Source organism: Streptococcus mitis (assembly GCF_001579045.1).
In the GTDB taxonomy this organism is placed as follows: domain Bacteria; phylum Bacillota; class Bacilli; order Lactobacillales; family Streptococcaceae; genus Streptococcus; species Streptococcus mitis_D.
This window is the reverse complement of sequence record NZ_KQ970262.1, coordinates 410,356-431,943: the sequence shown is the minus strand read 5'-3', so window position 1 is coordinate 431,943 and position 21,588 is coordinate 410,356. Positions and strand designations below refer to the sequence as shown.

Here is a 21,588-nt window from a genome sequence, read left to right as displayed (position 1 = left end):
AAAGATAAATCCTATAATCATGTGCTATCTAAAGAGAGAATCAAGGTTGAGAATATTTTTGCCAAAGTAAAAACGTTTAAAATGTTTTCAACAAGCTATCGAAATCGACGTAAACGCTTTGGATTACGAATGAATTTGATTGCTGGAATTATCAATCGTGAACTAGGATTTTAGTTTCGCAGGAAGTATAATAAAAGCCATTAATTATATATCAAATACAATCTATACTACTTATCAGTTAGTAAAAGATTTAAAAGATTTGACTAGTGAAACGATTGCTAGCGAGGTTCAGGATATGAGTGAAGAGCTACTCAAAAGAGATATTGCAATTGATAGTAGCCTAGTTCATTATGATGACGGTCTTCTTTTGGGAAGTTTAATCAATATTGAGGATAGCCAAGGAACACGACGAGTGTTATCTAATTTATCATATGAACTAACGCTTATGCATTTTTCACAGTTTCATCAAGGTTATGAGGTAGTTGGTATTTTACAATCTTTGCGACAAAAGTAATTGAGTTATTTATTAAGCAAATTATGATGATTGGAGTAATTGTGCTGAGAAATAATATAAAACGCAATCAACTTTTAAATTGATTGCGTTCTGTTTAGTTTTATTCTTTTCCATAAAGGTAACGACTAGCAATTAACCAAGTAGCAATATACATTATCACGTTAACCAAAAATGCGATAACGATGACTATATTCCAATCATGGGATAAATTAGTAGTTACAATCCCCATAATTGTTGTACCAAAAAGTCCACCAATCTGTTTGTTAGCGTTTAGAGTTGCACCAGCAATTCCAGATAATTCTTGACCAGCAGCTTCCATAAGAATGGTTGTAGTTGCTGGAGTTAACACTCCGATACCTAGACTCATTAAAGAAAATAAAGGAATTAGGATGTATAGTTGAATTTCATGAAAAAGAACTCCAATTCCAAAAATTCCTGCTGCTCCTACAATGGCAAAAATAATTGAGACAGTAGCGAGGCTTCCCACGGAAAATCGTTTTACAGCACGTGCGTAAAATAAATTACCAATAATTAAGACAATCATTCCTGGTAGAATGAGGAGTCCAGAAACCATTGAGGAAAGGTTTAAATAAGTTTGAAAATAGAGTCCTAGCACCAAAACAATGCCATATAGTGAAATGTTAACTACTAAACCTAATAGATTAGAGACAATAAACTTAGCATTTTTTAATAGTTGGTGGGGAACAATAGGTGCTTTACTTTTTTTATCGTGGACTACTAAACCAATAGCAAATAATATAAATAGGAGAAGAAACAATAAAAGATTTGAGTTACTATAACCATATTGATTCCCTCCAACAAGGTAAATAACTAGACTTCCGATAGTTGTAACCAGAAATATATTACTAAAGATGTCAATTCTGGTCTTTAGATTGGCAATATTATTTTTCACGAGAAGTAATATTGAAATTACTGTCAAAATTCCAAATGGAATATTGACCAAGAAAATACCCCTCCATCCGAAGTAGTTAATTATTAGTCCACCAATAAAAGAACCAGTACCGGTTGCAACAGAAATAATTGCTGTCCAGATTCCTAACATACGTGCTCTTTTAGTAGAATCGGGGTATGAAATGAATAAAAGTGCTAATGAACTTGGCATAAACAAAGAAGCACCGAAACCTTGAATGAATCTAAGTATAATTAATGTTTCAATATTTGGTGAAAAAGAGCACCCAAACGAGGATAGTGTAAAAATTGTCATTCCAATTAATAAAATTCGTTTAGCACCATATTTTGTTGTTAGATTTCCTGAAAGTAGGAGTAAAGACCCTAAAGCTAGTGTATAGGCGTTAATAATCCAAATGGATTGCTCTAATGAGACTCTCATAGCTGTTTCAATATGGGGAACAGCAAGAACCACTCCGGTTGTATCTAGGACCGCCATAATGTATCCTAGTGAAAGAATAAAAAGTAGATAAGCTGGCGCTTTTGTATTTGTTTTTTTCATCAATCTTCCTCCGTTATTTCATCAAACCAATTTTCATTTATCAATAGAGGACGACCAAAAGCAAGTAAATCAAACCCTCCTTCTTTAAAATCAGAAACTAAATTATTCGAGTAAAAAATTTGTGCCTTTTTCCTTTGTAAATGAAGATATGACATTTTAGGTTGTGATGTTATTTCTGTAATAAGTGTTGGAATATCTTTGTATAGAATTTCAGGTGAACCTATGCCTCCAGTTGTTATTGTAGGCTTATTTGCAATTTTTTTCACCCAGTATGATAAATTGCCTGATTTTCCAGTGACAGCAGAATCTGTATAGTTTATTTCAGAGCAGTCAAAGATATCAACACCTGCATTTGAAATTGGTATTATGATTTGTTTTAATTCCTCTAAAGTTTTTGCTAATTTTGCAGTAGGATCATAACTTTTAAAATTTGATAGGCGAATGAAAATCGGAAAATTGTCCCCAACAACTTTTCTACATTCCTTAATAACTCTTTCTGCAAAGTAAGTTCTATTTTTAAAACCAAACTCATCAGTTCTCTGGTTGGTCTCTGCTGTTAAAAAATCATGAATTAAACTACCGTGTGCAGCATGAATATCAACTCCATCAAAACCAGATATTTGAGCTTTTCTGGCGGCTTCAGCAAATTTTTGGACAATAAGGTTAATTTCTTCAACTGATAAAGGTGACCCCACTTTCTTTTTTCCAATGTATCCAGATGGAGTAGAGACCTTAAGAGATAAATCAGTTTTTGAAAATGCTCTTGAACTCCCACTATGCCAAAGCTCAGCAATAGCCTTACTTTTTTCTTGGTGAATTGCCTTGGTTACTTGTTTCCATACCTCAATATCACGACTGGTTGAAATATTTGGTATATTTTCATTGTTAGTAGCAGTTTCATGCTCAATATTTATAGCGCCTATAATAAATAGCCCTACATTTTTTGCTCTTCGCTTATAGAACTCGGCAATTTCTGGTTTGGGAACACCACTTTCTACAAATCCTGTTGGAACTGGATTCATTACAATCCGATTTCTTAAAGATAGTTGGGATGTCTCAAACTTGGAAAAGAGGATATTTCTCAAATCTTTATCCATATTATTTACCCTCCTGAACGATATTATAGTTTTGCGCTTCCTTTTTTGCTAAAGAAACTGCTTGTTCAATACTTATTACAGGTTTTAGTTGATAAATTTCTGAAATCTTCTGGAGTCTTTCCTCGATAGTACCGCCCACGATATGGTAAGGAATTTTTAATTCATCCAGTGTTATTAATAGCAAATCGTTTGAGCGTTTTCTAAATAATTCTGACACAGGACGATGGCCATCTGGAGCTAAAGGAAATTCAATAGGCAAATGTACAAATGATTCATAAGTTTCTTTAGCATAGTCTTTTGCAACAGACCCAAAATTTTTCATAACTTCTCTAAGATATTTAAGGTCATCAGTTAAAATAATATTTCCTTTATCTGTCTCTTGGTTGGGATTCATTCCTAATTCGGTTCTCACCATACCGTATACCCATTCATGTAAAGAGGAGCCATCAGAAACAAAAGAGTCAAGATGAGACTCCCTAACTGCTCGCTCCATTAGACGACGAATTCCTAATTGAACCAGCTCAGGACCAGTGGCGTCTTCTAATCTTTTTCCGGGTAAAGCTATGGGAAGAATCTCTCTCATAGTTTTTGCGTGTGTACGTGGTAAACCAGTATAAAAAGCTAGTGCTAAAGTTGTTGTCGTTTTTCCTGTCGAATAAGTTCCTGAAATTGCTATTTTCATATTAGTCCTCTTTCTATTTATCTTATAGCTCTTGAGCCACGGAATATATCAATGTTGACTCTCCAAGTTTTGAAATCATATCACTAACTCGAACATTCTTTCCTTTTAAAGGTACTATTTTAGTTTTTAGAACTTGAACTTTAATGTTGCCTTCACTTAACTGTGAATCGTTTGAAAGGTTGCGTAGGATTTTAATTTTACGCATTATCAATGTTTTCGAAAATTCTCTAGGGGTTCTGTCCAAATATGAATGTAACACTTCCGTAAGTTCAGCTGTTACAATTATATGGTCTAAGATAGATGGTAATCTCTTTTTCAGGAGATGTGCTGATTCAATACCACTAAATTTATCTGAATAGGAAAAAGAAGTAGTAGCTGAAATAGAATTTAATTCTGTTTTCACCGAAATATCAGTTAGTTTGGTATCAACTGTTTTAAAGTTTGAAAAATAGTAATCTTCTCCAGAATTTATTTTAAGTTGTTTTGAGTCATCAAATAAATCGACAACTAATTCAACCGAAAACGAAGCTATCCTTCCCTTGAAGGATAGCTTATCATCTGATGATAAGCTCAATTTTGCTGTAACATTTTTCAAATCTTCTACAAGAGATTTTCCTGCTTTTACCGAGAAACTAGAAATTAGAGCATTATTGATTGTGTCCTCTTCTATGACTAATTCTTCTCTAAGAAAATCGCTGACTAGTTTCACAGCAAGTACAATAGAATCTAAAGAGCTAAAATGTGGTTTTATTGACTCAATATTTTTCTTAGTTGACCAACTCTTCGGATAGTTGATTTCAAATACTGACTCAATTCCTTCAAAAGTAATATGTTTAACTTTCTGAAAATATTTTACTTGTGTATATCCATTACCAAAGTATCTTCCATCAGGACTGCCGAGAATATCTTCAATACGGTCAAACTTAGTTATAATGTCCATAGTAATTTCTCCCTTCAAGTGATATAATTAATTTATCATGTAATTATTTATAAAACAAGAAGGGAAAAAAAGTATAGTAACTATCAAAAAAGGAGGAAATGAATGGAGACTTGCAAGATGCAACCTTTGAAAAAATCAATTTGTCCAGCAAGAAGGGTCTTGAATTTACTAAAGGGTAAATTTACTCTTGAGATTTTATCTGAAATTATTAATGGTAATATACATTATGGTAGTCTTTTGCGTAGTGTAGAAGGTATTAATCCTAGAATATTAGCTCAACGGTTACATGATTTCGAGCAAGAAGGTATTTTATCAAGAAAAGTTTTACCGACATCGCCTCCACAGGTTGAATATAAAATGACAAAAAAAGGTATTGCTCTAAGAAGTATCGTTGAAGAAATGAAAAAATGGGAGCAAACTTATAGAAATTAGATTGAATTTACATAATTTATTATTAATATTTTTCTATAAAATAGAAAATGTAATTCTGAAAGATTTGGTAATCTTGTTAATCAAAGCAACGTAAAAACCTAGTTCAAATGTGTGACTAGGGTTTTTTGGCTCTATAATTTTTGTCGTGGGTAAGACCATAGGTAAAAACAGGCAAAATAAAAAATCATCTAAATAGTGGTGTGAACTTTTCGGTACATTCTAGCTCATTTTTTTGATTTTTTGGGGTGAAATTCACACCATTCAACTGAAATTTATTCAAATTAGATGAAATTCTGTTTTCTGAAAAAGTTGGAAAACATTGATTTTAAGCATTTACTGAAGGTTATTCAAATCATAGTTTTTCCAACCAGATCTTAAGAAAGCTCGTAAAGCATCACAATTAGCAAACGTTAATTCGAAAGAATTACTATATTTTAAAAGAGCACATTTTCAAAGGATTTTTTCTTTTGGCTTCAATTCCTAATTAATCAATGAACTTAATACTAGGTCTCGAAAAGAATTATGCTTCCTCTTTCTGTCTGAGTTCAAAGAGGTCTTCTACTTTTAGATTAAAAACTTGAGCAATTTTAAGAGCCATTTCCAGCGAAGGATTGTAACGATTATTTTCCAAGTGCAGAATTGTCTCGCGTCGCATGCCGATGCGGTCGGCTAACTCCTGCTGGGTCATGCCTGTGGACTCACGAACAGATTTGAGATTAGTAATAATCTTGCTTTCTTTGGCCATGCTTATCCTCTCCGTTCCAAGATAAGATAGACAACCGCAAAGATGAAAATCAAGGCAGCTATGCTAATAAATATCTGACCCATGTAAAGAGTGAGAGACCCCATATACCCAATGATAACTGCTAGGATCATCAGTGCGCCTAGTATAAAAACAAACATCAAGCTAGCTGCCTTGGCTAAATTAGCATAAAAGCGTTCGTCCGGAGTTTCCTTGACATTTTTCAAACAGAAAAAACCAAATACAATCACTTCAATAACGAGGCCAATTCCCAAAATCCATTCTTTAATACCAGAACTTACGCTTGGGGTCGCAACCCAAATCCCTACTGTATAAAAAATGCTTGCTGCAAAAAAAAGTATCGTGTAAAGCTTAGTAGACAAGTCAAAAATAGTCTTTCCCTTACTTTTCTGACTCTTATGAGGCCATGGTTTCATATGTAGCCAGCCCCAAATAGCTAGAATTTGACCTGACACTGAAATACCAGTAATAACTAACTTGGGTCCCCAACTAAGATTAGAACCAAATAAAACAATAAAATCAATAAAGAGAGCTACGGCAATCATTGCAATGAGGCCACGCATTTTTTGACTTTTTTTCATGATAGACTCCTTTTTTATGTTATAAATATATAACACTTAAATTTTATGTTATAAATATATCACATTTAAATTTAGAAAGCAAGAATTTATGTGTCAATGTGGAAATTATTTGAAAAAATTTTTTAATAAAAGCTCTTGATAGTCAAACAACTAAAGAATTCTTTGAAGCAATGCATCGGATTTGGTTTGGATAGCTTCGTTAACAATATTTGATGATAAAGAATTTTTGAAAAATCTGGATATTGTATGAATCTCTACTTTTTTTCTTAGACTGTATAAAGTCTGTCAGAATAAGCGTTATAGGTGTAGAAGTTAATTTTTACAGAACTAAATTATTTCCTTATTTAGAATCTATTACTTCATATTTTATAAATAATTAGTAGATATCGTTCTTAAAATCCTTGATATTTCGCTTGGGAACGGGTTTGGGATGTAGAAGTCAAGCATCCAAATCTCGTTCAGGAGAGATGAAGGGTTTGACTTGATGGTCTTTATAAAATTTTTCTAATACTCTTCGAAAATCTCTTCAAACTACGTCAGCTTTGCCTTGCCGTAGATATATGTAACTGACTTCGTCAGTCTTATCTACAACCTCAAAGCAGTGCTTTGAGCAACCTGCGGCTAGCTTCCTAGTTTGCTCTTTGATTTTCGAAGAGTATAAAATAGTATTCACGGATAGCTTCTTTCAAACATATATTTCCTACTTCTAACAAATTTCTAAATGGTTTAAGAATTTTATAGTCTGTCAAGTTTTTTTCTTGACACCTGTCAGAAATCTGTTATAATAGAACATGTGCTAAATAGCTCAGCTATTTCACCGAAATAAAAAATAAGAAAAGAGACTTTAAAAATGGCAGTTAAAATCCGTTTGACTCGTATGGGTTCTAAGAAAAAACCTTTCTACCGTATCAACGTAGCAGATTCACGTTCACCACGTGACGGACGTTTCATCGAAACAGTTGGAACTTACAACCCACTTGTTGCAGAAAACCAAGTAACTTTGAAAGAAGACCGCGTTCTTGCATGGTTGGCTGATGGAGCTCAACCTTCAGATACAGTACGTAACATCCTTTCAAAAGAAGGCGTATTGAAAAAATTCCACGATTCTAAATTCTCAAAATAAGTTTAAAGTAGGTTGACAGATGGATACGATTGAAAATCTCATTATTGCGATTGTGAAACCCTTGATTTCACAACCAGATGCCTTAACTATCAAGATTGAAGATACACCAGAATTTTTGGAATATCATTTGGATCTTGATCAAAGCGATGTGGGTCGTGTAATCGGTCGTAAGGGTCGCACTATTTCTGCGATAAGAACGATTGTCTACTCTGTCCCAACTGAAGACAAAAAAGTAAGAATCGTTATTGACGAAAAATAAGAAGGGCGGGACGGATGTCTCGCTTTTTTTGCAAGGAGAAAGAATGAGAGATTTAACAGTTAGACAACTAGAGGGATATTTACTTGACCATTACCGACAATCTAGAACAGAAGAAGGTCTTTTTATTAAGCTAGTAGAAGAAGTCGGAGAAGTAGCTGAGGTTTTGAATGGGCGCTCTGGTCGAAAAGAGGGCGTTCAGGATTCGAACGAGGAACTAGCAAAAGAACTGGCTGATGTCATTCACTACACCGTCGCAATTGCAGCCATCAACGAGATAGATCTAACCAAGACTATCTTTGAAAAAGACAAAAAGGCGGCTATCAAATATCAGCATGAACGAGATTTGGAAGGCTTTTTAAAGGGGGACAAGAGTTGATGTCCTCTTCCTCCAACTTGTGAAAATCCTTGGAACGTGTTAAAATAAAGGATAAGGATTTTTAATAATTCATTATATAGAACGATTGGATTTCTTTATGAAGAGGTTTGAAGTATCTACAGAAATTGGTAGTCTCTCTGTTACTTATCAAAAGCAAAAGAAAATGCTAGTTTGTTTAAGTGGCGCAGGTTTGCTACCAAGTTATGAAAATTTTTCACTTATACTTGAAAAACTTCCTCCCACAATTGGTTATTTGACAATTGATTTTCCGAATACAGGTAGGAGTCCGATTCATGACCAAGCTGGAAAAAATCTAGATAATCTTGTAGATGCGGTTTATGAAGTACTTGAAGAATTAGGGATTTCTGAATATATACTTTGTGTACATAGTTTGAGTGGAATTTTAGCTTGTAAATTGCTCAAGAAACCAATTAAGTGTCAGGCTTTAGTAGCAATGGAACCGACAACTAAAAAAGTCATGTTTGCTGATTTTTCAGAAAATCCTTATCCAGAAATGGAAGAGCAGATGAGGCTGATTGACGAGTATGGTCCTGAACTTTATTTTAAGAACTTAACTCAAGCAACATTTAGCCCTGAAACTAATAAAAAAATCTGGGAAATAATGCAAGAAAAAGGTTCAGAGTTGGAAAATCAAGATACAGGATTTCAGATATCTGGAGAGATTACTGAGGAAGATTTTGAGAATGTATTTATAGAATCTTATATCCCTGTATTTATTTTTTGTCAGCCTTATAGAGAAAAAGAGTACAGAGAATCAGAATATTGGACTTCCAATACTAAACTCATTTTAGGAGGGAATCACCATTATTTACAATGGTCAGAATCAGAAAAAATTGTGACTATTATTCGAGAATTGTCCGAATAAGATGGAAAGAAATAGAGTATAGGAGACAAGATGAACTACTTTAATGTTGGGAAAATCGTCAATACGCAAGGGTTGCAGGGTGAGATGCGAGTCTTGTCTGTGACGGATTTTGCAGAAGAACGGTTTAAAAAAGGGGCTGAGCTAGCCTTGTTTGATGAAAAAGATCAGTTTGTCCAAACAGTGACCATCGCTAGCCACCGTAAACAGAAGAACTTTGACATTATTAAATTCAAAGATATGTATCATATCAATGCTATCGAAAAGTACAAGGGATACAGTCTCAAGGTTGCTGAGGAAGATTTGAATGACCTAGACGATGGTGAATTTTATTATCACGAGATTATCGGTTTGGAAGTCTATGAGGGTGATAACTTGATTGGAACCATCAAGGAAATCTTGCAACCAGGTGCTAACGATGTCTGGGTTGTCAAGCGAAAAGGTAAACGTGACTTGCTCTTACCTTATATCCCACCAGTAGTTCTAAATGTTGATATTCCAAATAACCGCGTCGATGTGGAAATCTTAGAAGGGTTAGACGATGAAGATTGATATTTTAACCCTCTTTCCAGAGATGTTTTCTCCACTGGAGCACTCAATCGTTGGAAAGGCACGTGAAAAAGGGCTCTTGGATATCCAGTATCATAATTTTCGAGAAAATGCTGAAAAGGCCCGTCATGTAGATGATGAGCCCTACGGAGGCGGTCAGGGGATGTTGCTCCGAGCCCAACCCATTTTCGATGCCTTCGATGCTATTGAAAAGAAAAATCCGCGCGTCATTCTCCTCGATCCTGCTGGGAAACAGTTCGATCAAGCTTACGCTGAGGATTTGGCTCAAGAGGAAGAGCTAATCTTTATCTGTGGGCACTATGAGGGCTATGACGAGCGCATTAAGACCTTGGTGACAGATGAGATTTCTCTGGGCGACTATGTCTTGACTGGTGGTGAATTGGCAGCCATGACAATGATCGATGCTACGGTACGCCTGATTCCAGAAGTGATTGGCAAGGAGTCTAGTCACCAAGATGATAGTTTTTCTTCTGGGCTTCTCGAGTATCCTCAGTACACACGTCCCTATGATTATCGAGGCATGGTTGTACCAGATGTTCTGATGAGTGGGCACCATGAAAAGATTCGTCAGTGGCGCCTGTATGAGAGTTTAAAGAAAACCTATAAACGCAGACCGGATTTGCTTGAACATTATCAACTGACAGCAGAAGAAGAAAAAATGCTGGCAGAAATCAAAGAAAACAAAGAATAAAGGAGAAACCTATGCAAGTAATCAAACGTGATGGTGAAATTGCTGAATTTAATCCAGATAAGATTTACCAAGCTATCTTAAAAGCAGCTCAGACTGTCTATGTATTGACAGATGATTTGCGTCAAAACCTTGCACAAGTCACTAAGAAAGTGGTTTTGGATTTGGAAGAAGCCAAGGTGGAACGTGCTACCATCAGCATGATTCAGTCTTTGGTTGAACATCGTTTACTGGGAGCAGGTTACATTACCATCGCAGAACACTACATTTCCTATCGTCTACAACGTGACTTGGAAAGAAGTGGTTATGGAGATCATATCGCGGTTCATTTACATTTTGAACAAGTTCGCTAAGAAAAAAGAGTGGGATGAAGCAACTACATCTCACTCTTTCTTAAATCTATTTTTTTGGGCTGTCTGGACAGTTGAAGGGACATATCGCAGACGTTGAATATCGCTTATGCGGATAATACGACTTACATTTTTGGCAAAATTTTTCACGATAATTTGCTGGCGTTGCTGATCGTATTTGATGATGTCACCTGTAAAGCTTGTCTCAGACAAGATAAGGTGAACAGCAGTTTGTTTCTGGATAGCCTCTTCAATAGTAGCTGTAAGGGAGTTGCTTTCAGTCTGGTCAGGTTGGTCATGTCCATTTAAAAAGTCATGTATTTTATCTAGAACTTGCTGGAATTTATATCTCATAGTGGCCTCCCTTCTTTTATACCATATTATATAAAATTTTCCTAAAATCTACAAGATTTTACGAATAAACTAATGAAAGCTAAAAAAGGAGAAGAAAATGGCAGAATTTACATTTGAAATCGAAGAGCACTTGTTGACTCTTTCTGAAAACGAAAAAGGTTGGACCAAGGAAATCAACCGTGTGAGCTTTAATGGTGCTCCTGCAAAGTTTGATATTCGTGCTTGGAGCCCAGATCATACTAAAATGGGCAAAGGGATTACTCTTTCCAATGAAGAATTTCAAACAATGGTGGATGCCTTTAAAGGAAACTAATACTCTTCGAAAATCTCTTCAAACCGCGTCAGCGTTGCCTTGCCGTATGTATGGTTACTGACTTCGTCAGTTCTATCCACAACCTCAAAACAGTGTTTTGAGCAACCTGCGGATAGTTTCCTAGTTTGCTCTTTGATTTTCATTGAGTATAAGTTTTCAAAATGAAAGAAAAGGATACTAAGTCATGTCAACTCGATATCCTTTTTAGTTAGCAAAGTAAGCCTGATTTTTAAGGCGTTGAAGTAGTGGACGGCTAATAAAACTAATAGCCAGAAGTTTACCAAGGTCTGGAATGATAAAGGGAATGACTCCAACAACAAGAGCTTTTTCAAATGCCATTCCAGCTAGGAAATGCAAGCTGAGAATCCCGCCGACAAAGACAAGGGCATCACCCAAGAGGTTTGCAAGAAAAATCTTGACAATACCACTCTCGCTGTTAGTTAGGGAAGAAGTAAGTCCAGAGTATACAAGATAAAACCAAAGATAACCTGCAGTAGGACCAACCAAAGCCTGCAATCCAGCTCCACCTCCTGCAAAAACAGGAAGACCGATGGCGCCTAGAAGAAGATAGAGTCCAACAGAAAGTACAGCCTCTCTTGGTCTAAAGACAGTAGCAATCAAGCCGATTGCAAAGTTCTGCAGAGTGAAGGGAACAGGTCCAATTGGAAGACTGATTTGTGCCAAAACAGCAATGAGAGCAGCCCCAATAGCAGGGATAGCATAAACGTGAGCTTTTTTCAAAATAGTTAACCTCTTTTCTAATATATAGTAACTATTATACTCATAGAGGAATCATTGTCAACCAATTTTTAAAAACAAGGTAACAAAAACTGTAACGGCCGATTTTGCTTACTGGTTAAGGTGGGTAATTGTTTTGTTGATTCGTAAAACATCAAAAAAGAAGCAGACACATTTGTATCAGCTTCTTTTATTTCGATTAACGCATGGTTACAAATTCTTCAGATGCAGTTGGGTGAATCGCAACAGTTGTGTCAAAGTCAGCCTTGGTTGCTCCCATTTTGATAGCAACGGCAAATCCCTGAATCATTTCATCAACGCCGTAGCCAATTCCATGAAGTCCGACAACTTTTTCTTCTGAACCAGCTGTTATCAATTTGAAACGGGATTCTTGTCTATTACTAGTAACGGCAGAGTACATAGATGCAAAGCTTGATTTGTAAACCTTGATTTGGTCTTGACCATATTCTTTGATAGCTTGCTCTTCTGTCAATCCAACCGTTCCGATAGCAGGGTGTGAAAAGACAACGGTTGGAATAGTTGAGTAATCCATTTTAGCAGTTGTTTTGCCGTTAAAGAGACGTTCAGATAGGGTACGCCCAGCCTTGATAGCAACTGGAGTCAGTTCTTTTTCACCTGTTACATCACCTAGAGCGTAGATTCCTTCAACAACAGTATTTTGGTATTCATCAACTTGGATAAAGCCACGTTCGTTCAGAGTTACTCCAGCTTTTTCAAGTTGCAATCCCTTAACGTTTGGACGGCGGCCCGTAGCCCAGATAACTTGGCTAGCTGTGTGACTAGTACCATCTTCGAAATGAATGGTAATGCCTTCAGCAGTTTTTTCTAACTTGACAGGGACTTTGTGAGTATGAAGTGGCAAGTTTGTTCTTTCCATTTCCTTGACCAAACCTTCAACGATGTAAGAATCAAAACCACGTAAAGGGCGATCACGGCGAACAAAGAGGTTTGTCTTGACACCAAAAGTGTGGAGCACGCCAGCCAATTCAACGGCGATATAACCAGCGCCTAGAATGGCAACTGACTCTGGAAGTTCTTCCCAGGCAAATACATCATCAGAAGAGCCACCTAGCTCAGCACCAGGAATATTTGGAATACTTGGATGGGCACCTGAAGCAATCACGATATGTTTAGCACGAATCAGTTCACCATTTACGCTGACAGTATGAGAATCTACAAATTCAGCATGACCTTCAATCAGGTCTACGCCGTTACGTTTAAAACTGCCATCATAAGAAGAACGAGCACGATCAATGTAAGCTTCACGATTGCGACGTAGGGTTGCAAAGTCAAAGTTAAGATCAGTAGTCTTAAAGCCGTAGTCTTCTCCAAATTGATGGAAAGTTTCAGCAATTTGTGCCCCGTACCACATGATTTTTTTAGGAACACAACCGACGTTGACACAGGTTCCACCTAGTTTCTTTTCCTCAATAACGGCTGCTTTGGCTCCATGTTCACCGGCACGGTTCATGGTGGCAATTCCTCCACTACCTCCACCGATAGCAATGATATCGTATTCTCTCATTGAAAACTCCTTTGTACTCTTTTAAATAGTAGAGTGTCATTTTTTGATAGTCATATTCTATCTTTTTTTTGATGTGATTGCAAAAATCTGCTACGTCCAAAAAAATTTAAAGAAAAGGCTTGCAAAAAAGAAAAATAAAGTGTATTATATAACTAGTACAATGATTGCAAAATAAATTCCGAACAATAATTTAGTCCTGAAATGTCATTATTTCGTTCTGAAATGTTATTGTTTTAAATTGATAATTTTTGTATAATATTGTTAAGAACTTTAAATCAAAAAGGAGTTTCATTATGAAAAAAAATGGTAAAGCTAAAAAGTGGCAATTGTATGCAGCAATTGGTGCTGCAAGTGTAGTTGTATTGGGTGCTGGGGGCATTTTGCTCTTTAGACAACCTTCTCAGACTGCTGTAAAAGATGAGGCTACTCATCTTGTTGTTGCCAAGGAAGGAAGCGTGGCATCCTCTGTTTTATTGTCAGGGACAGTAACAGCAAAAAATGAACAATATGTTTATTTTGATGCTAGTAAGGGTGATTTAGATGAAATCCTTGTTTCTGTGGGTGATAAAGTCAGTGAAGGACAGGCTTTAGTCAAGTACAGTAGTTCAGAAGCACAGGCAGCCTATGATTCAGCGAGTCGGGCAGTAGCTAAGGCAGATCGTCATATCAATGAACTCAATCAAGCGCGAAATGAAGCCGCTTCAGCTCCCCAGTTACCAGTACCAGCAGGAGGCGAAGGTGTAGTAGCCCAAACTTCAGCTCCAGTCTCAGGAAATGCGGTGTCATCTATTGATGCACAACTAGGTGATGCTCGTGATGCCCGTGCAGATGCAGAAGCGCAATTAAGCAAGGCTCAAAGTCAGTTGGATGCCATGACGGTTCTCAGCACTCTAGAAGGAACTGTGGTTGAAGTCAACCACAATGTTTCTAAATCTCCAACTGGAGCTAGCCAAGTGGTCGTTCATGTCGTAAGTAATGAAAACTTGCAAGTTAAGGGGGAACTATCTGAATATAACCTTGCCAACTTATCTGTCGGACAAGAAGTAACCTTTACTTCTAAAGTTTACCAAGATAAGAGCTGGACAGGTAAGATTAGCTATATCTCTGACTATCCTAAAAACAATGGTGAAGCAGCAAGTGCAGCTACTGCCGCAGCAGGTGGTAATTCTGGTTCTAAATATCCATATACCATCGATGTTACAAGTGAAATCGGTGATTTGAAACAAGGATTCTCAGTAAGTGTTGAGGTTAAGAATAAGAGTAAAGCCATTTTGGTTCCTCTAACAAGTGTTGTGACTGAAAATGATAAGAACTATGTCTGGGTGCTTGACGAGCAGAAAAAGGCCAAGAAAGTGGAAGTTGGTTTGGGCAATGCTGATGCAGACAACCAAGAAATCACTTCAGGTCTGACAAATGGAGTCAAGGTCATCAGTAACCCAACGTCTTCTCTAGAGGAAGGAAAAGAGGTGAAGGCTGATGAAGCAACTAATTAGTCTAAAAAATATCTGCAGAAGCTACCGTAATGGTGACCAAGAACTGCAGGTTCTCAAAAATATCAACCTAGAAGTGAATGAGGGTGAATTTGTTGCTATCATGGGACCATCTGGTTCTGGTAAGTCTACTCTCATGAATACGATTGGCATGTTGGATACACCAAGTAGTGGAGAGTATTATCTTGAAGGTCAAGAAGTGGCTGGATTGGGTGAAAAACAACTAGCTAAGGTTCGCAACAAACAAATCGGATTTGTCTTTCAGCAGTTCTTTCTTCTATCTAAACTCAATGCTCTGCAAAATGTAGAATTGCCCTTGATTTACGCAGGAGTTTCGGCTTCAAAACGGCGCAAGTTAGCTGAGGAATATCTAGATAAGGTTGAATTGACTGAGCGTAGTCACCATTTACCTTCAGAATTATCTGGTGGTCAAAAGCAACGTGTGGCTATTGCGCGTGCCTTGGTAAACAATCCTTCTATTATTCTAGCAGACGAACCGACAGGAGCCTTGGATACTAAAACAGGTAATCAAATCATGCAACTATTGGTTGACTTGAACAAAGAAGGAAAAACCATTATCATGGTAACGCATGAGCCTGAGATCGCTGCTTATGCCAAACGCCAGATTGTTATTCGAGATGGGGTCATTTCATCTGATAGTGCTCAGTTAGAAAAGGAGGAAAACTAAGATGCAGAATCTGAAATTTGCCTTTTCATCTATTATGGCTCACAAGATGCGTTCTTTGCTTACCATGATTGGGATTATTATCGGTGTTTCATCGGTTGTTGTGATTATGGCTCTGGGTGATTCTATGTCTCGACAGCTCAATAAAAATATGACCAGATCTCAAAAAAATATCAGTGTCTTTTTCTCTTCTAAAAAAAGTAAAGATGGATCTTTTACTCAGAAACAATCAGCTTTTACGGTTTCTGGAAAAGAAGAGGAAGTTCATGTTGAACCACCAAAACCGCAAGAATCTTGGGTCAAGGAGGCAGCCAAACTGAAGGGAGTGGATAATTACTATGTAACCAACTCAACGAACGCCATCTTGACTTATAAAGATAAAAAGGTTGAAAATGCCAATTTGACAGGTGGTAACAGAACTTATATGGAGGCTGTTAACAATGAAATTCTTGCAGGTCGTAGTCTGAGAGAACAAGATTTCAAAGAATTTGCAAGTGTCATTTTGCTTGATGAAGAATTATCCATTAGTCTATTTGGATCTCCTCAAGAGGCTATTAACAAGGTTGTGGAAGTCAATGGTTTTAGTTATCGAGTCATTGGTGTTTATACTAGCCCAGAATCTAAAAATTCAAAAATGTATGGTCTTGGTGGCTTGCCTATTACCACAAATATCTCCCTTGCTGCGAATTTTAATGTAGATGAAATTGCTAGTATTGTCTTTCGAGTGAATGACACAAGCTTAACTCAAACTTTGGGTCCAGAATTAGCACGAAAAATGACAGAGCTTGCTGGCTTGCAACAGGGAGAATATCAAGTAGCAGATGAGTCAGCTGTATTTGCAGAAGTTCAACAATCGTTTAGTTTTATGACGACGGTTATTAGCGCCATTGCAGGAATTTCTCTCTTTGTTGGAGGAACTGGTGTTATGAACATTATGCTAGTTTCGGTGACAGAGCGTACCCGTGAGATTGGTCTTCGTAAGGCTTTGGGTGCGACACGTGCTAATATTTTAATCCAGTTTTTGATTGAATCCATGATTTTGACCTTGTTAGGTGGCTTGATTGGCTTGACAATTGCAAGTGGTTTAACTGCCTTAGCAGGTTTGTTACTGCAAGGTTTGATTGCAGGTATAGAAGTAGGAGTGTCAATCCCGGTTGCCCTATTTAGTCTTGCAGTTTCGGCTAGCGTGGGTATAGTTTTTGGGGTCTTGCCAGCCAACAAGGCCTCGAAGCTTGATCCAATTGAAGCTCTTCGTTATGAATAAGATCAACAAGATGGACACTCGTCTATCTTGTTTTTGTATAGATTTCCCTATCGAAAATCCTTAAAAATGTGATATAATGAAGTGTTAGAAAAACAGGTTTCATTTGCCTGGAAAGGAAAAATTATGTCTGAAAAGAATTTTTATATTACAACGCCGATTTACTATCCATCTGGGAAACTTCACATCGGTTCTGCCTACACAACCATCGCCTGTGATGTCCTAGCACGTTACAAACGTCTGATGGGCTACGATGTCTTTTATCTGACAGGTCTTGATGAGCATGGTCAGAAAATCCAGCAGAAAGCTGAAGAAGCTGGCATCACACCTCAAGCCTATGTTGACGGGATGGCAGTTGGAGTCAAAGAACTCTGGAAATTACTAGATATCTCATACGATAAATTCATCCGTACAACGGATGATTACCATGAAAAAGTAGTGGCTCAAGTATTTGAGCGCTTGCTGGTTCAAGATGATATCTATTTGGGTGAATACTCTGGCTGGTACTCAGTATCAGATGAAGAATTCTTTACAGAAAGCCAGCTTGCAGAAGTTTTCCGTGACGAAGCTGGAAACGTGACTGGCGGTATTGCTCCATCAGGTCACGAGGTTGAATGGGTATCTGAAGAATCATATTTCCTTCGCCTCAGCAAATACCAAGATCGTTTGGTCGAATTTTTCAAGTCCCATCCTGAATTTATCACTCCAGATGGTCGTCTGAATGAAATGCTTCGCAACTTCATCGAGCCAGGTTTGGAAGATTTGGCAGTTTCTCGTACAACCTTTACATGGGGAGTACCAGTCCCATCAAATCCAAAACACGTTGTCTATGTTTGGTTTGATGCTCTGCTCAACTATGTGACAGCTCTTGGCTACGATCAAGACGAACACGCTAACTTTGACAAGTTCTGGAACGGAACAGTCTTCCACATGGTTGGAAAAGACATCCTTCGTTTTCACTCAATCTACTGGCCAATTCTTCTTATGATGTTGGATATCAAATTGCCAGAACGTTTGATTGGTCATGGTTGGTTTGTCATGAAAGACGGAAAGATGTCTAAATCTAAAGGGAATGTTGTCTATCCTGAAATGTTGATAGAGCGTTTTGGACTAGATCCACTTCGTTACTACCTCATGCGTAGCCTTCCAGTTGGTTCAGACGGAACCTTTACTCCGGAAGACTATGTCGGCCGTATCAATTATGAATTGGCTAATGACCTTGGAAACCTCCTCAACCGTACTGTTTCTATGATTAACAAGTACTTTGATGGACAAATTCCAGTCTATGTAGAGGGCGTGACAGAGTTTGATCATGCTCTTGCTGAGGTTGCAGAACAATCAATCGCAGACTACCATACACACATGGAAGCAGTTGACTACCCACGTGCTCTTGAAGCAGTCTGGACTCTGATCTCTCGTACCAATAAATACATCGATGAGACCGCACCATGGGTCTTGGCCAAGGATGAAGCTCTTCGTGACCAATTGGCAAGTGTCATGAGTCACTTGGCAGCCAGTCTTCGTGTCGTCGCTCACTTGATTGAGCCGTTTATGATGGAAACTAGTCGTGCAGTCTTGAATCAACTTGGCTTGGAAGAAGTAGCGAGCCTTGAAAACTTGAGCTTGGCTGATTTCCCTGCAGGTGTAACGGTAGTTGCCAAAGGAACTCCGATCTTCCCACGTTTGGATATGGAAGAAGAAATCGCCTATATCAAGGAACAAATGGAAGGCAACAAGCCAGCTGTCGAAAAAGAATGGAATCCAGACGAAGTCGAACTCAAACTAAACAAGGAAGAAATCAAGTTTGAGGACTTTGACAAGGTTGAAATCCGTGTCGCAGAAGTCAAAGAAGTGTCTAAAGTAGAAGGTTCTGATAAGTTGCTTCAATTCCGCCTAGATGCAGGTGATGGTGAAGATCGTCAAATCCTTTCAGGAATTGCAAAATACTATCCAAATGAACAAGAATTGGTTGGCAAGAAAGTTCAAATCGTTGCTAACCTCAAACCTCGTAAAATGATGAAGAAATATGTCAGCCAAGGTATGATCCTATCAGCTGAACATGATGGACAATTAACCCTTCTCACAGTTGATCCAGCTGTACCGAATGGAAGTGTGATTGGCTAAAAGTAGACAGGACTAGTTCATGCTAGTTCTGTTTTTTATTTAACTATTATGCTTTACAAACTAGTGTAAAAGTGGTATATTATAGATGAAGCTACTAGTAGGTATTGCAAAATAGATAGAAGGGAGAAGTGATGAAAGAAACTCAACTATTAAAAGGTGTTCTTGAAGGTTGTGTCTTGGATATGATTGGTCAAAAAGAGCGGTATGGTTATGAGTTGGTTCAAACTTTGCGAGATGCTGGATTTGACACTATCGTTCCAGGAACTATTTATCCTTTATTGCAAAAGTTAGAAAAAAATCAATGGATAAGAGGCGACATGCGCCCGTCGCCAGATGGTCCAGATCGGAAGTATTTTTCATTAACGAAAGAAGGAGAAGAGCGTGTCTCAGTCTTTTGGCAACAATGGGATGATTTGAGTCAAAAAGTAGAAGGAATTAAGAATGGGGGTTAAACCATGAAAAAAATGAAGTATTATGAAGAAATAAGCGCTTTGTTACATGAATTCTCTGAGGAGAATCGGCAATATTTTGAGGAGCTGTGGGATAGTTTTAATCTTGCTGGATTTCTCTATGATGAGGACTATCTCAGAGAGCAGATTTATTTGATGATGTTAGATTTCTCAGAAGCAGAACGAGATGGCATGAGTGCAGAGGATTATTTAGGTAAGAATCCTAAAAAAATAATGAAAGAGATTCTCAAGGAAGCACCACGCAGTCCTATCAAGGAGTCCCTTTTGACGCCAATTCTTGTCCTAGCGGTATTACGTTATTATCAACTACTAAGTGATTTTTCTAAAGGTCCTCTCTTAACAGTCAATTTGCTCACATTTTTAGGGCAACTTCTTCTTTTTCTGATTGGATTTGGACTTGTGGCCACAATCTTACGTTGGGGGCTAGTCCAAGATTCTCCTAAGATGAAAATTGGCACTTATATTGTCGTTGGAAGTCTTGTTCTGCTAGTCGTTCTAGGATATGTAGGAATGGGAAGTTTCATACAAGAAGGAGATTTTTATCTTCCTGCTCCCTGGGATAGTTTATCTATCTTTACACTTTCTCTAGTCATCAGTATTTGGAATTGGAAAGAAGAGTTTTTTCGTCCCTTTAACAGTATGATTGTTGCCCATCTTATTGTAGGTTCTCTGCTCCGTTACTATGAGTGGATGGGAATTTCAAATGTTTTTCTTACAAAGATTATTCCTTTAGCTGTTCTTTTTATTGGTATCTTTCTCTTTTTCCGTGGGTTTAAAAAGATAACATGGAGTGAAATATAGTCAAAAAGCCGTTGAAAAGCGGTTTTTTGTTATAATGAAGGGAAGAATGTTAGAAATTAAAGGAGAAAAATTTGATGAGATATATAACTTTTGGTCAAGATGACAAAGAATTATCAGAAATTGTTCTCGGAATGATGAGAATAGAAGATAAGTCTGTAAAAGAAGTTGAAGAGCTTGTAGAAACAGCACTGTCTGTTGGAATCAATGCCTTTGACTTGGCAGATATATACGGTCGTGGTCGTTGTGAAGAACTGTTAGGCCTTGTCCTAAAAAATCGTCCAGATTTAAGAGAAGAAATGTGGATTCAGTCAAAATGTGGCATTCGCATTGAAGAATTTACCTATTTTGATTTTTCTAAGGACTATATTATAAAATCAGTTGACGGAATTTTGCAAAGATTGAAGATTGATCATCTAGATAGTTTGCTTCTTCATCGACCAGATGCTTTGATGGAATCTGATCAAGTAGCAGAAGCCTTTGATCTCCTTTATAAACAAGGTAAGGTTCGAGATTTTGGAGTTTCTAATCAAAATCCTATGATGATGGAGTTGCTTAAAAAAGATGTCAAGCAGCCGTTAGCTGTTAATCAGCTACAATTGAGTGCGGCTTTTACTCCAGGATTCGAATCAGGTTTTCATGTTAATATGGAAGATAGTCAAGCAGCTATGCGAGATGGCAGCATTTTTGAATATTGCAAATTACACGATGTGGTCATTCAAGCATGGTCTGTCTTACAATTCGGGTATTTTAAAGGGAATTTTGTTGGAAATGAGAAATTTCAAGCTTTAAATCAAGTACTTGATCGTTTAGCTATTAAATATGGAGTAACTCCTTCAACTATTGCCATTTCTTGGATATTACGTTATCCAGCAAAAATGCAGGCAGTCGTAGGTACAACAAATCCTAAGCACTTGAGAGAAGTTAGCCAAGCGGCAAACTTTAGCTTAACAAGAGAAGAATGGTATGAAATTTATCTTGCTGCAGGGAATAATTTGCCGTAAGTAGAAGCAGATGTAAATAAATCACAGTCAAAAAGCCGTTGCAAAGCGGTTTTAACAATAATGATATATGATACGA

28 protein-coding genes and 1 pseudogene are annotated in these 21,588 nt (G+C 37.4%); 18 read left to right on the top strand and 11 right to left on the bottom strand.

Features of this window, described 5'->3' with window-relative positions; genetic code table 11:
• Both SMIDD28_RS05180 and SMIDD28_RS05175 read left to right on the top strand, forming a co-directional pair.
• Nucleotides 1–174: pseudogene (locus SMIDD28_RS05180) on the top strand (IS5/IS1182 family transposase); the annotation flags it as partial.
• An 85-nt stretch (nucleotides 175–259) separates the two neighbouring features.
• Entirely contained in the window at nucleotides 260–514 is a 255-nt protein-coding gene (locus SMIDD28_RS05175; RefSeq protein WP_000200172.1) for a hypothetical protein, read from the top strand.
• A 100-nt stretch (nucleotides 515–614) separates the two neighbouring features.
• On the opposite strand, the gene SMIDD28_RS05170 is transcribed toward SMIDD28_RS05175, so the two are convergent.
• The 4 genes from SMIDD28_RS05170 to SMIDD28_RS05155 are packed head-to-tail and all read right to left on the bottom strand — an operon-like array spanning nucleotide 615 to nucleotide 4,704.
• Entirely contained in the window at nucleotides 615–1,985 is a 1,371-nt protein-coding gene (locus tag SMIDD28_RS05170; protein ID WP_061425175.1) for an MFS transporter, read from the bottom strand.
• The gene (locus SMIDD28_RS05165; RefSeq protein WP_042901634.1) at nucleotides 1,985–3,082 is read right to left on the bottom strand and encodes an oxidoreductase; all 1,098 of its coding nucleotides are present in this window, start codon (nucleotides 3,080–3,082) and stop codon (nucleotides 1,985–1,987) included. Before SMIDD28_RS05165 ends, SMIDD28_RS05170 begins: the two co-directional genes overlap by 1 nt.
• A gap of 1 nt (nucleotide 3,083) precedes the next feature.
• The gene (locus tag SMIDD28_RS05160) at nucleotides 3,084–3,764 is read right to left on the bottom strand and encodes an AAA family ATPase (protein WP_000684424.1); all 681 of its coding nucleotides are present in this window, start codon (nucleotides 3,762–3,764) and stop codon (nucleotides 3,084–3,086) included.
• 22 nt (nucleotides 3,765–3,786) lie between these two features.
• The gene (locus SMIDD28_RS05155; RefSeq protein ID WP_000351501.1) at nucleotides 3,787–4,704 is read right to left on the bottom strand and encodes an AvrD family protein; all 918 of its coding nucleotides are present in this window, start codon (nucleotides 4,702–4,704) and stop codon (nucleotides 3,787–3,789) included.
• Between the two features lie 102 nt (nucleotides 4,705–4,806).
• Between SMIDD28_RS05155 and SMIDD28_RS05150 the strand changes: the two genes are divergently transcribed.
• The gene (locus tag SMIDD28_RS05150; protein ID WP_000447029.1) at nucleotides 4,807–5,136 is read left to right on the top strand and encodes a winged helix-turn-helix transcriptional regulator; all 330 of its coding nucleotides are present in this window, start codon (nucleotides 4,807–4,809) and stop codon (nucleotides 5,134–5,136) included.
• A 520-nt stretch (nucleotides 5,137–5,656) separates the two neighbouring features.
• Here SMIDD28_RS05150 and SMIDD28_RS05145 read toward each other — a convergent pair.
• The 3 genes from SMIDD28_RS05145 to SMIDD28_RS11615 all read right to left on the bottom strand — a co-directional run bounded on the left by SMIDD28_RS05145 (nucleotide 5,657) and on the right by SMIDD28_RS11615 (nucleotide 7,153).
• The gene (locus SMIDD28_RS05145) at nucleotides 5,657–5,881 is read right to left on the bottom strand and encodes a helix-turn-helix transcriptional regulator (RefSeq protein ID WP_001041099.1); all 225 of its coding nucleotides are present in this window, start codon (nucleotides 5,879–5,881) and stop codon (nucleotides 5,657–5,659) included.
• A 2-nt stretch (nucleotides 5,882–5,883) separates the two neighbouring features.
• Nucleotides 5,884–6,480, bottom strand: a complete 597-nt coding sequence (locus SMIDD28_RS05140) for a hypothetical protein (RefSeq protein WP_061425174.1) — start codon at nucleotides 6,478–6,480, stop codon at nucleotides 5,884–5,886.
• Between the two features lie 526 nt (nucleotides 6,481–7,006).
• The gene (locus SMIDD28_RS11615) at nucleotides 7,007–7,153 is read right to left on the bottom strand and encodes a hypothetical protein (protein ID WP_155719315.1); all 147 of its coding nucleotides are present in this window, start codon (nucleotides 7,151–7,153) and stop codon (nucleotides 7,007–7,009) included.
• A gap of 177 nt (nucleotides 7,154–7,330) precedes the next feature.
• Here SMIDD28_RS11615 and rpsP point away from each other — a divergent pair, with 177 nt between their 5' ends.
• The 7 genes from rpsP to SMIDD28_RS05105 all read left to right on the top strand — a co-directional run bounded on the left by rpsP (nucleotide 7,331) and on the right by SMIDD28_RS05105 (nucleotide 10,732).
• Nucleotides 7,331–7,603 (top strand): 30S ribosomal protein S16, encoded by a 273-nt coding sequence (rpsP, locus tag SMIDD28_RS05135; RefSeq protein WP_000268760.1) that lies wholly within the window; start codon nucleotides 7,331–7,333, stop codon nucleotides 7,601–7,603.
• Between the two features lie 19 nt (nucleotides 7,604–7,622).
• Nucleotides 7,623–7,862, top strand: a complete 240-nt coding sequence (gene kphA / locus SMIDD28_RS05130) for an RNA-binding protein KphA (RefSeq protein WP_000379617.1) — start codon at nucleotides 7,623–7,625, stop codon at nucleotides 7,860–7,862.
• A 43-nt stretch (nucleotides 7,863–7,905) separates the two neighbouring features.
• Entirely contained in the window at nucleotides 7,906–8,238 is a 333-nt protein-coding gene (locus SMIDD28_RS05125; protein WP_061425173.1) for a MazG nucleotide pyrophosphohydrolase domain-containing protein, read from the top strand.
• Nucleotides 8,239–8,335: 97 nt separating this feature from the next.
• Complete coding sequence (locus SMIDD28_RS05120) at nucleotides 8,336–9,124, top strand: alpha/beta fold hydrolase (RefSeq protein WP_061425172.1); 789 nt, start codon at nucleotides 8,336–8,338, stop codon at nucleotides 9,122–9,124.
• A gap of 30 nt (nucleotides 9,125–9,154) precedes the next feature.
• Nucleotides 9,155–9,673 carry a ribosome maturation factor RimM gene (gene rimM / locus SMIDD28_RS05115; protein ID WP_001105892.1) on the top strand — a complete coding sequence of 173 codons (519 nt, stop codon included), beginning with the start codon at nucleotides 9,155–9,157 and terminating at the stop codon, nucleotides 9,671–9,673.
• A complete protein-coding gene (gene trmD, locus SMIDD28_RS05110; RefSeq protein WP_061425171.1) occupies nucleotides 9,663–10,382 on the top strand; it encodes a tRNA (guanosine(37)-N1)-methyltransferase TrmD in 720 nt (239 codons plus the stop codon). Before rimM ends, trmD begins: the two co-directional genes overlap by 11 nt.
• Nucleotides 10,383–10,393: 11 nt before the next feature.
• Nucleotides 10,394–10,732 (top strand): ATP cone domain-containing protein, encoded by a 339-nt coding sequence (locus SMIDD28_RS05105; protein WP_001196039.1) that lies wholly within the window; start codon nucleotides 10,394–10,396, stop codon nucleotides 10,730–10,732.
• Between the two features lie 30 nt (nucleotides 10,733–10,762).
• On the opposite strand, the gene SMIDD28_RS05100 is transcribed toward SMIDD28_RS05105, so the two are convergent.
• Nucleotides 10,763–11,083, bottom strand: coding sequence for a hypothetical protein (locus tag SMIDD28_RS05100; protein WP_061425170.1), 321 nt, complete (start codon nucleotides 11,081–11,083; stop codon nucleotides 10,763–10,765).
• A 97-nt stretch (nucleotides 11,084–11,180) separates the two neighbouring features.
• Here SMIDD28_RS05100 and SMIDD28_RS05095 point away from each other — a divergent pair, with 97 nt between their 5' ends.
• A complete protein-coding gene (locus SMIDD28_RS05095) occupies nucleotides 11,181–11,396 on the top strand; it encodes a YdbC family protein (RefSeq protein ID WP_000807422.1) in 216 nt (71 codons plus the stop codon).
• Here the strand turns inward: SMIDD28_RS05095 and SMIDD28_RS12170 are convergent.
• The 3 genes from SMIDD28_RS12170 to gor form a co-directional block, all read right to left on the bottom strand.
• A complete protein-coding gene (locus SMIDD28_RS12170; RefSeq protein WP_061425169.1) occupies nucleotides 11,393–11,539 on the bottom strand; it encodes a hypothetical protein in 147 nt (48 codons plus the stop codon). The genes SMIDD28_RS05095 and SMIDD28_RS12170 overlap by 4 nt on opposite strands.
• Before the next feature lie 61 nt (nucleotides 11,540–11,600).
• Nucleotides 11,601–12,137 carry a biotin transporter BioY gene (locus SMIDD28_RS05085; RefSeq protein ID WP_061425168.1) on the bottom strand — a complete coding sequence of 179 codons (537 nt, stop codon included), beginning with the start codon at nucleotides 12,135–12,137 and terminating at the stop codon, nucleotides 11,601–11,603.
• A gap of 196 nt (nucleotides 12,138–12,333) precedes the next feature.
• Nucleotides 12,334–13,680, bottom strand: a complete 1,347-nt coding sequence (gor, locus tag SMIDD28_RS05080; protein ID WP_061425167.1) for a glutathione-disulfide reductase — start codon at nucleotides 13,678–13,680, stop codon at nucleotides 12,334–12,336.
• Nucleotides 13,681–13,970: 290 nt separating this feature from the next.
• Between gor and SMIDD28_RS05075 the strand changes: the two genes are divergently transcribed.
• The 7 genes from SMIDD28_RS05075 (at nucleotide 13,971) to SMIDD28_RS05045 (ending at nucleotide 21,512) form a co-directional block, all read left to right on the top strand.
• Complete coding sequence (locus tag SMIDD28_RS05075; RefSeq protein WP_061425281.1) at nucleotides 13,971–15,173, top strand: efflux RND transporter periplasmic adaptor subunit; 1,203 nt, start codon at nucleotides 13,971–13,973, stop codon at nucleotides 15,171–15,173.
• Entirely contained in the window at nucleotides 15,157–15,858 is a 702-nt protein-coding gene (locus tag SMIDD28_RS05070) for an ABC transporter ATP-binding protein (protein ID WP_000811468.1), read from the top strand. Before SMIDD28_RS05075 ends, SMIDD28_RS05070 begins: the two co-directional genes overlap by 17 nt.
• A gap of 1 nt (nucleotide 15,859) precedes the next feature.
• Entirely contained in the window at nucleotides 15,860–17,119 is a 1,260-nt protein-coding gene (locus tag SMIDD28_RS05065) for an ABC transporter permease (RefSeq protein ID WP_061425165.1), read from the top strand.
• Between the two features lie 123 nt (nucleotides 17,120–17,242).
• On the top strand, nucleotides 17,243–19,240 hold the full coding sequence (metG, locus tag SMIDD28_RS05060; RefSeq protein WP_061425163.1) for a methionine--tRNA ligase: 1,998 nt from the start codon (nucleotides 17,243–17,245) through the stop codon (nucleotides 19,238–19,240).
• Between the two features lie 131 nt (nucleotides 19,241–19,371).
• Nucleotides 19,372–19,692, top strand: a complete 321-nt coding sequence (locus SMIDD28_RS05055) for a PadR family transcriptional regulator (protein ID WP_049495225.1) — start codon at nucleotides 19,372–19,374, stop codon at nucleotides 19,690–19,692.
• A gap of 3 nt (nucleotides 19,693–19,695) precedes the next feature.
• Entirely contained in the window at nucleotides 19,696–20,511 is an 816-nt protein-coding gene (locus tag SMIDD28_RS05050; protein WP_061425162.1) for a hypothetical protein, read from the top strand.
• 74 nt (nucleotides 20,512–20,585) lie between these two features.
• Complete coding sequence (locus SMIDD28_RS05045; RefSeq protein ID WP_061425159.1) at nucleotides 20,586–21,512, top strand: aldo/keto reductase; 927 nt, start codon at nucleotides 20,586–20,588, stop codon at nucleotides 21,510–21,512.
• The last annotated feature ends 76 nt before the right edge of the window (nucleotides 21,513–21,588 follow it).

Coding starts and splice junctions, on each gene's coding strand:
- SMIDD28_RS05170 (WP_061425175.1), bottom strand. CDS start 1,985: ATGAAAAAAACAAATACAAAAGCGCCAGCTTATCTACTTTTTATTCTT.
- SMIDD28_RS05165 (WP_042901634.1), bottom strand. CDS start 3,082: ATGGATAAAGATTTGAGAAATATCCTCTTTTCCAAGTTTGAGACATCC.
- SMIDD28_RS05160 (WP_000684424.1), bottom strand. CDS start 3,764: ATGAAAATAGCAATTTCAGGAACTTATTCGACAGGAAAAACGACAACA.
- SMIDD28_RS05155 (WP_000351501.1), bottom strand. CDS start 4,704: ATGGACATTATAACTAAGTTTGACCGTATTGAAGATATTCTCGGCAGT.
- SMIDD28_RS05150 (WP_000447029.1), top strand. CDS start 4,807: ATGGAGACTTGCAAGATGCAACCTTTGAAAAAATCAATTTGTCCAGCA.
- SMIDD28_RS05145 (WP_001041099.1), bottom strand. CDS start 5,881: ATGGCCAAAGAAAGCAAGATTATTACTAATCTCAAATCTGTTCGTGAG.
- SMIDD28_RS05140 (WP_061425174.1), bottom strand. CDS start 6,480: ATGAAAAAAAGTCAAAAAATGCGTGGCCTCATTGCAATGATTGCCGTA.
- rpsP (WP_000268760.1), top strand. CDS start 7,331: ATGGCAGTTAAAATCCGTTTGACTCGTATGGGTTCTAAGAAAAAACCT.
- kphA (WP_000379617.1), top strand. CDS start 7,623: ATGGATACGATTGAAAATCTCATTATTGCGATTGTGAAACCCTTGATT.
- SMIDD28_RS05125 (WP_061425173.1), top strand. CDS start 7,906: ATGAGAGATTTAACAGTTAGACAACTAGAGGGATATTTACTTGACCAT.
- SMIDD28_RS05120 (WP_061425172.1), top strand. CDS start 8,336: ATGAAGAGGTTTGAAGTATCTACAGAAATTGGTAGTCTCTCTGTTACT.
- rimM (WP_001105892.1), top strand. CDS start 9,155: ATGAACTACTTTAATGTTGGGAAAATCGTCAATACGCAAGGGTTGCAG.
- trmD (WP_061425171.1), top strand. CDS start 9,663: ATGAAGATTGATATTTTAACCCTCTTTCCAGAGATGTTTTCTCCACTG.
- SMIDD28_RS05105 (WP_001196039.1), top strand. CDS start 10,394: ATGCAAGTAATCAAACGTGATGGTGAAATTGCTGAATTTAATCCAGAT.
- SMIDD28_RS05100 (WP_061425170.1), bottom strand. CDS start 11,083: ATGAGATATAAATTCCAGCAAGTTCTAGATAAAATACATGACTTTTTA.
- SMIDD28_RS05095 (WP_000807422.1), top strand. CDS start 11,181: ATGGCAGAATTTACATTTGAAATCGAAGAGCACTTGTTGACTCTTTCT.
- SMIDD28_RS12170 (WP_061425169.1), bottom strand. CDS start 11,539: ATGAAAATCAAAGAGCAAACTAGGAAACTATCCGCAGGTTGCTCAAAA.
- gor (WP_061425167.1), bottom strand. CDS start 13,680: ATGAGAGAATACGATATCATTGCTATCGGTGGAGGTAGTGGAGGAATT.
- SMIDD28_RS05070 (WP_000811468.1), top strand. CDS start 15,157: ATGAAGCAACTAATTAGTCTAAAAAATATCTGCAGAAGCTACCGTAAT.
- SMIDD28_RS05065 (WP_061425165.1), top strand. CDS start 15,860: ATGCAGAATCTGAAATTTGCCTTTTCATCTATTATGGCTCACAAGATG.
- metG (WP_061425163.1), top strand. CDS start 17,243: ATGTCTGAAAAGAATTTTTATATTACAACGCCGATTTACTATCCATCT.
- SMIDD28_RS05055 (WP_049495225.1), top strand. CDS start 19,372: ATGAAAGAAACTCAACTATTAAAAGGTGTTCTTGAAGGTTGTGTCTTG.
- SMIDD28_RS05050 (WP_061425162.1), top strand. CDS start 19,696: ATGAAAAAAATGAAGTATTATGAAGAAATAAGCGCTTTGTTACATGAA.
- SMIDD28_RS05045 (WP_061425159.1), top strand. CDS start 20,586: ATGAGATATATAACTTTTGGTCAAGATGACAAAGAATTATCAGAAATT.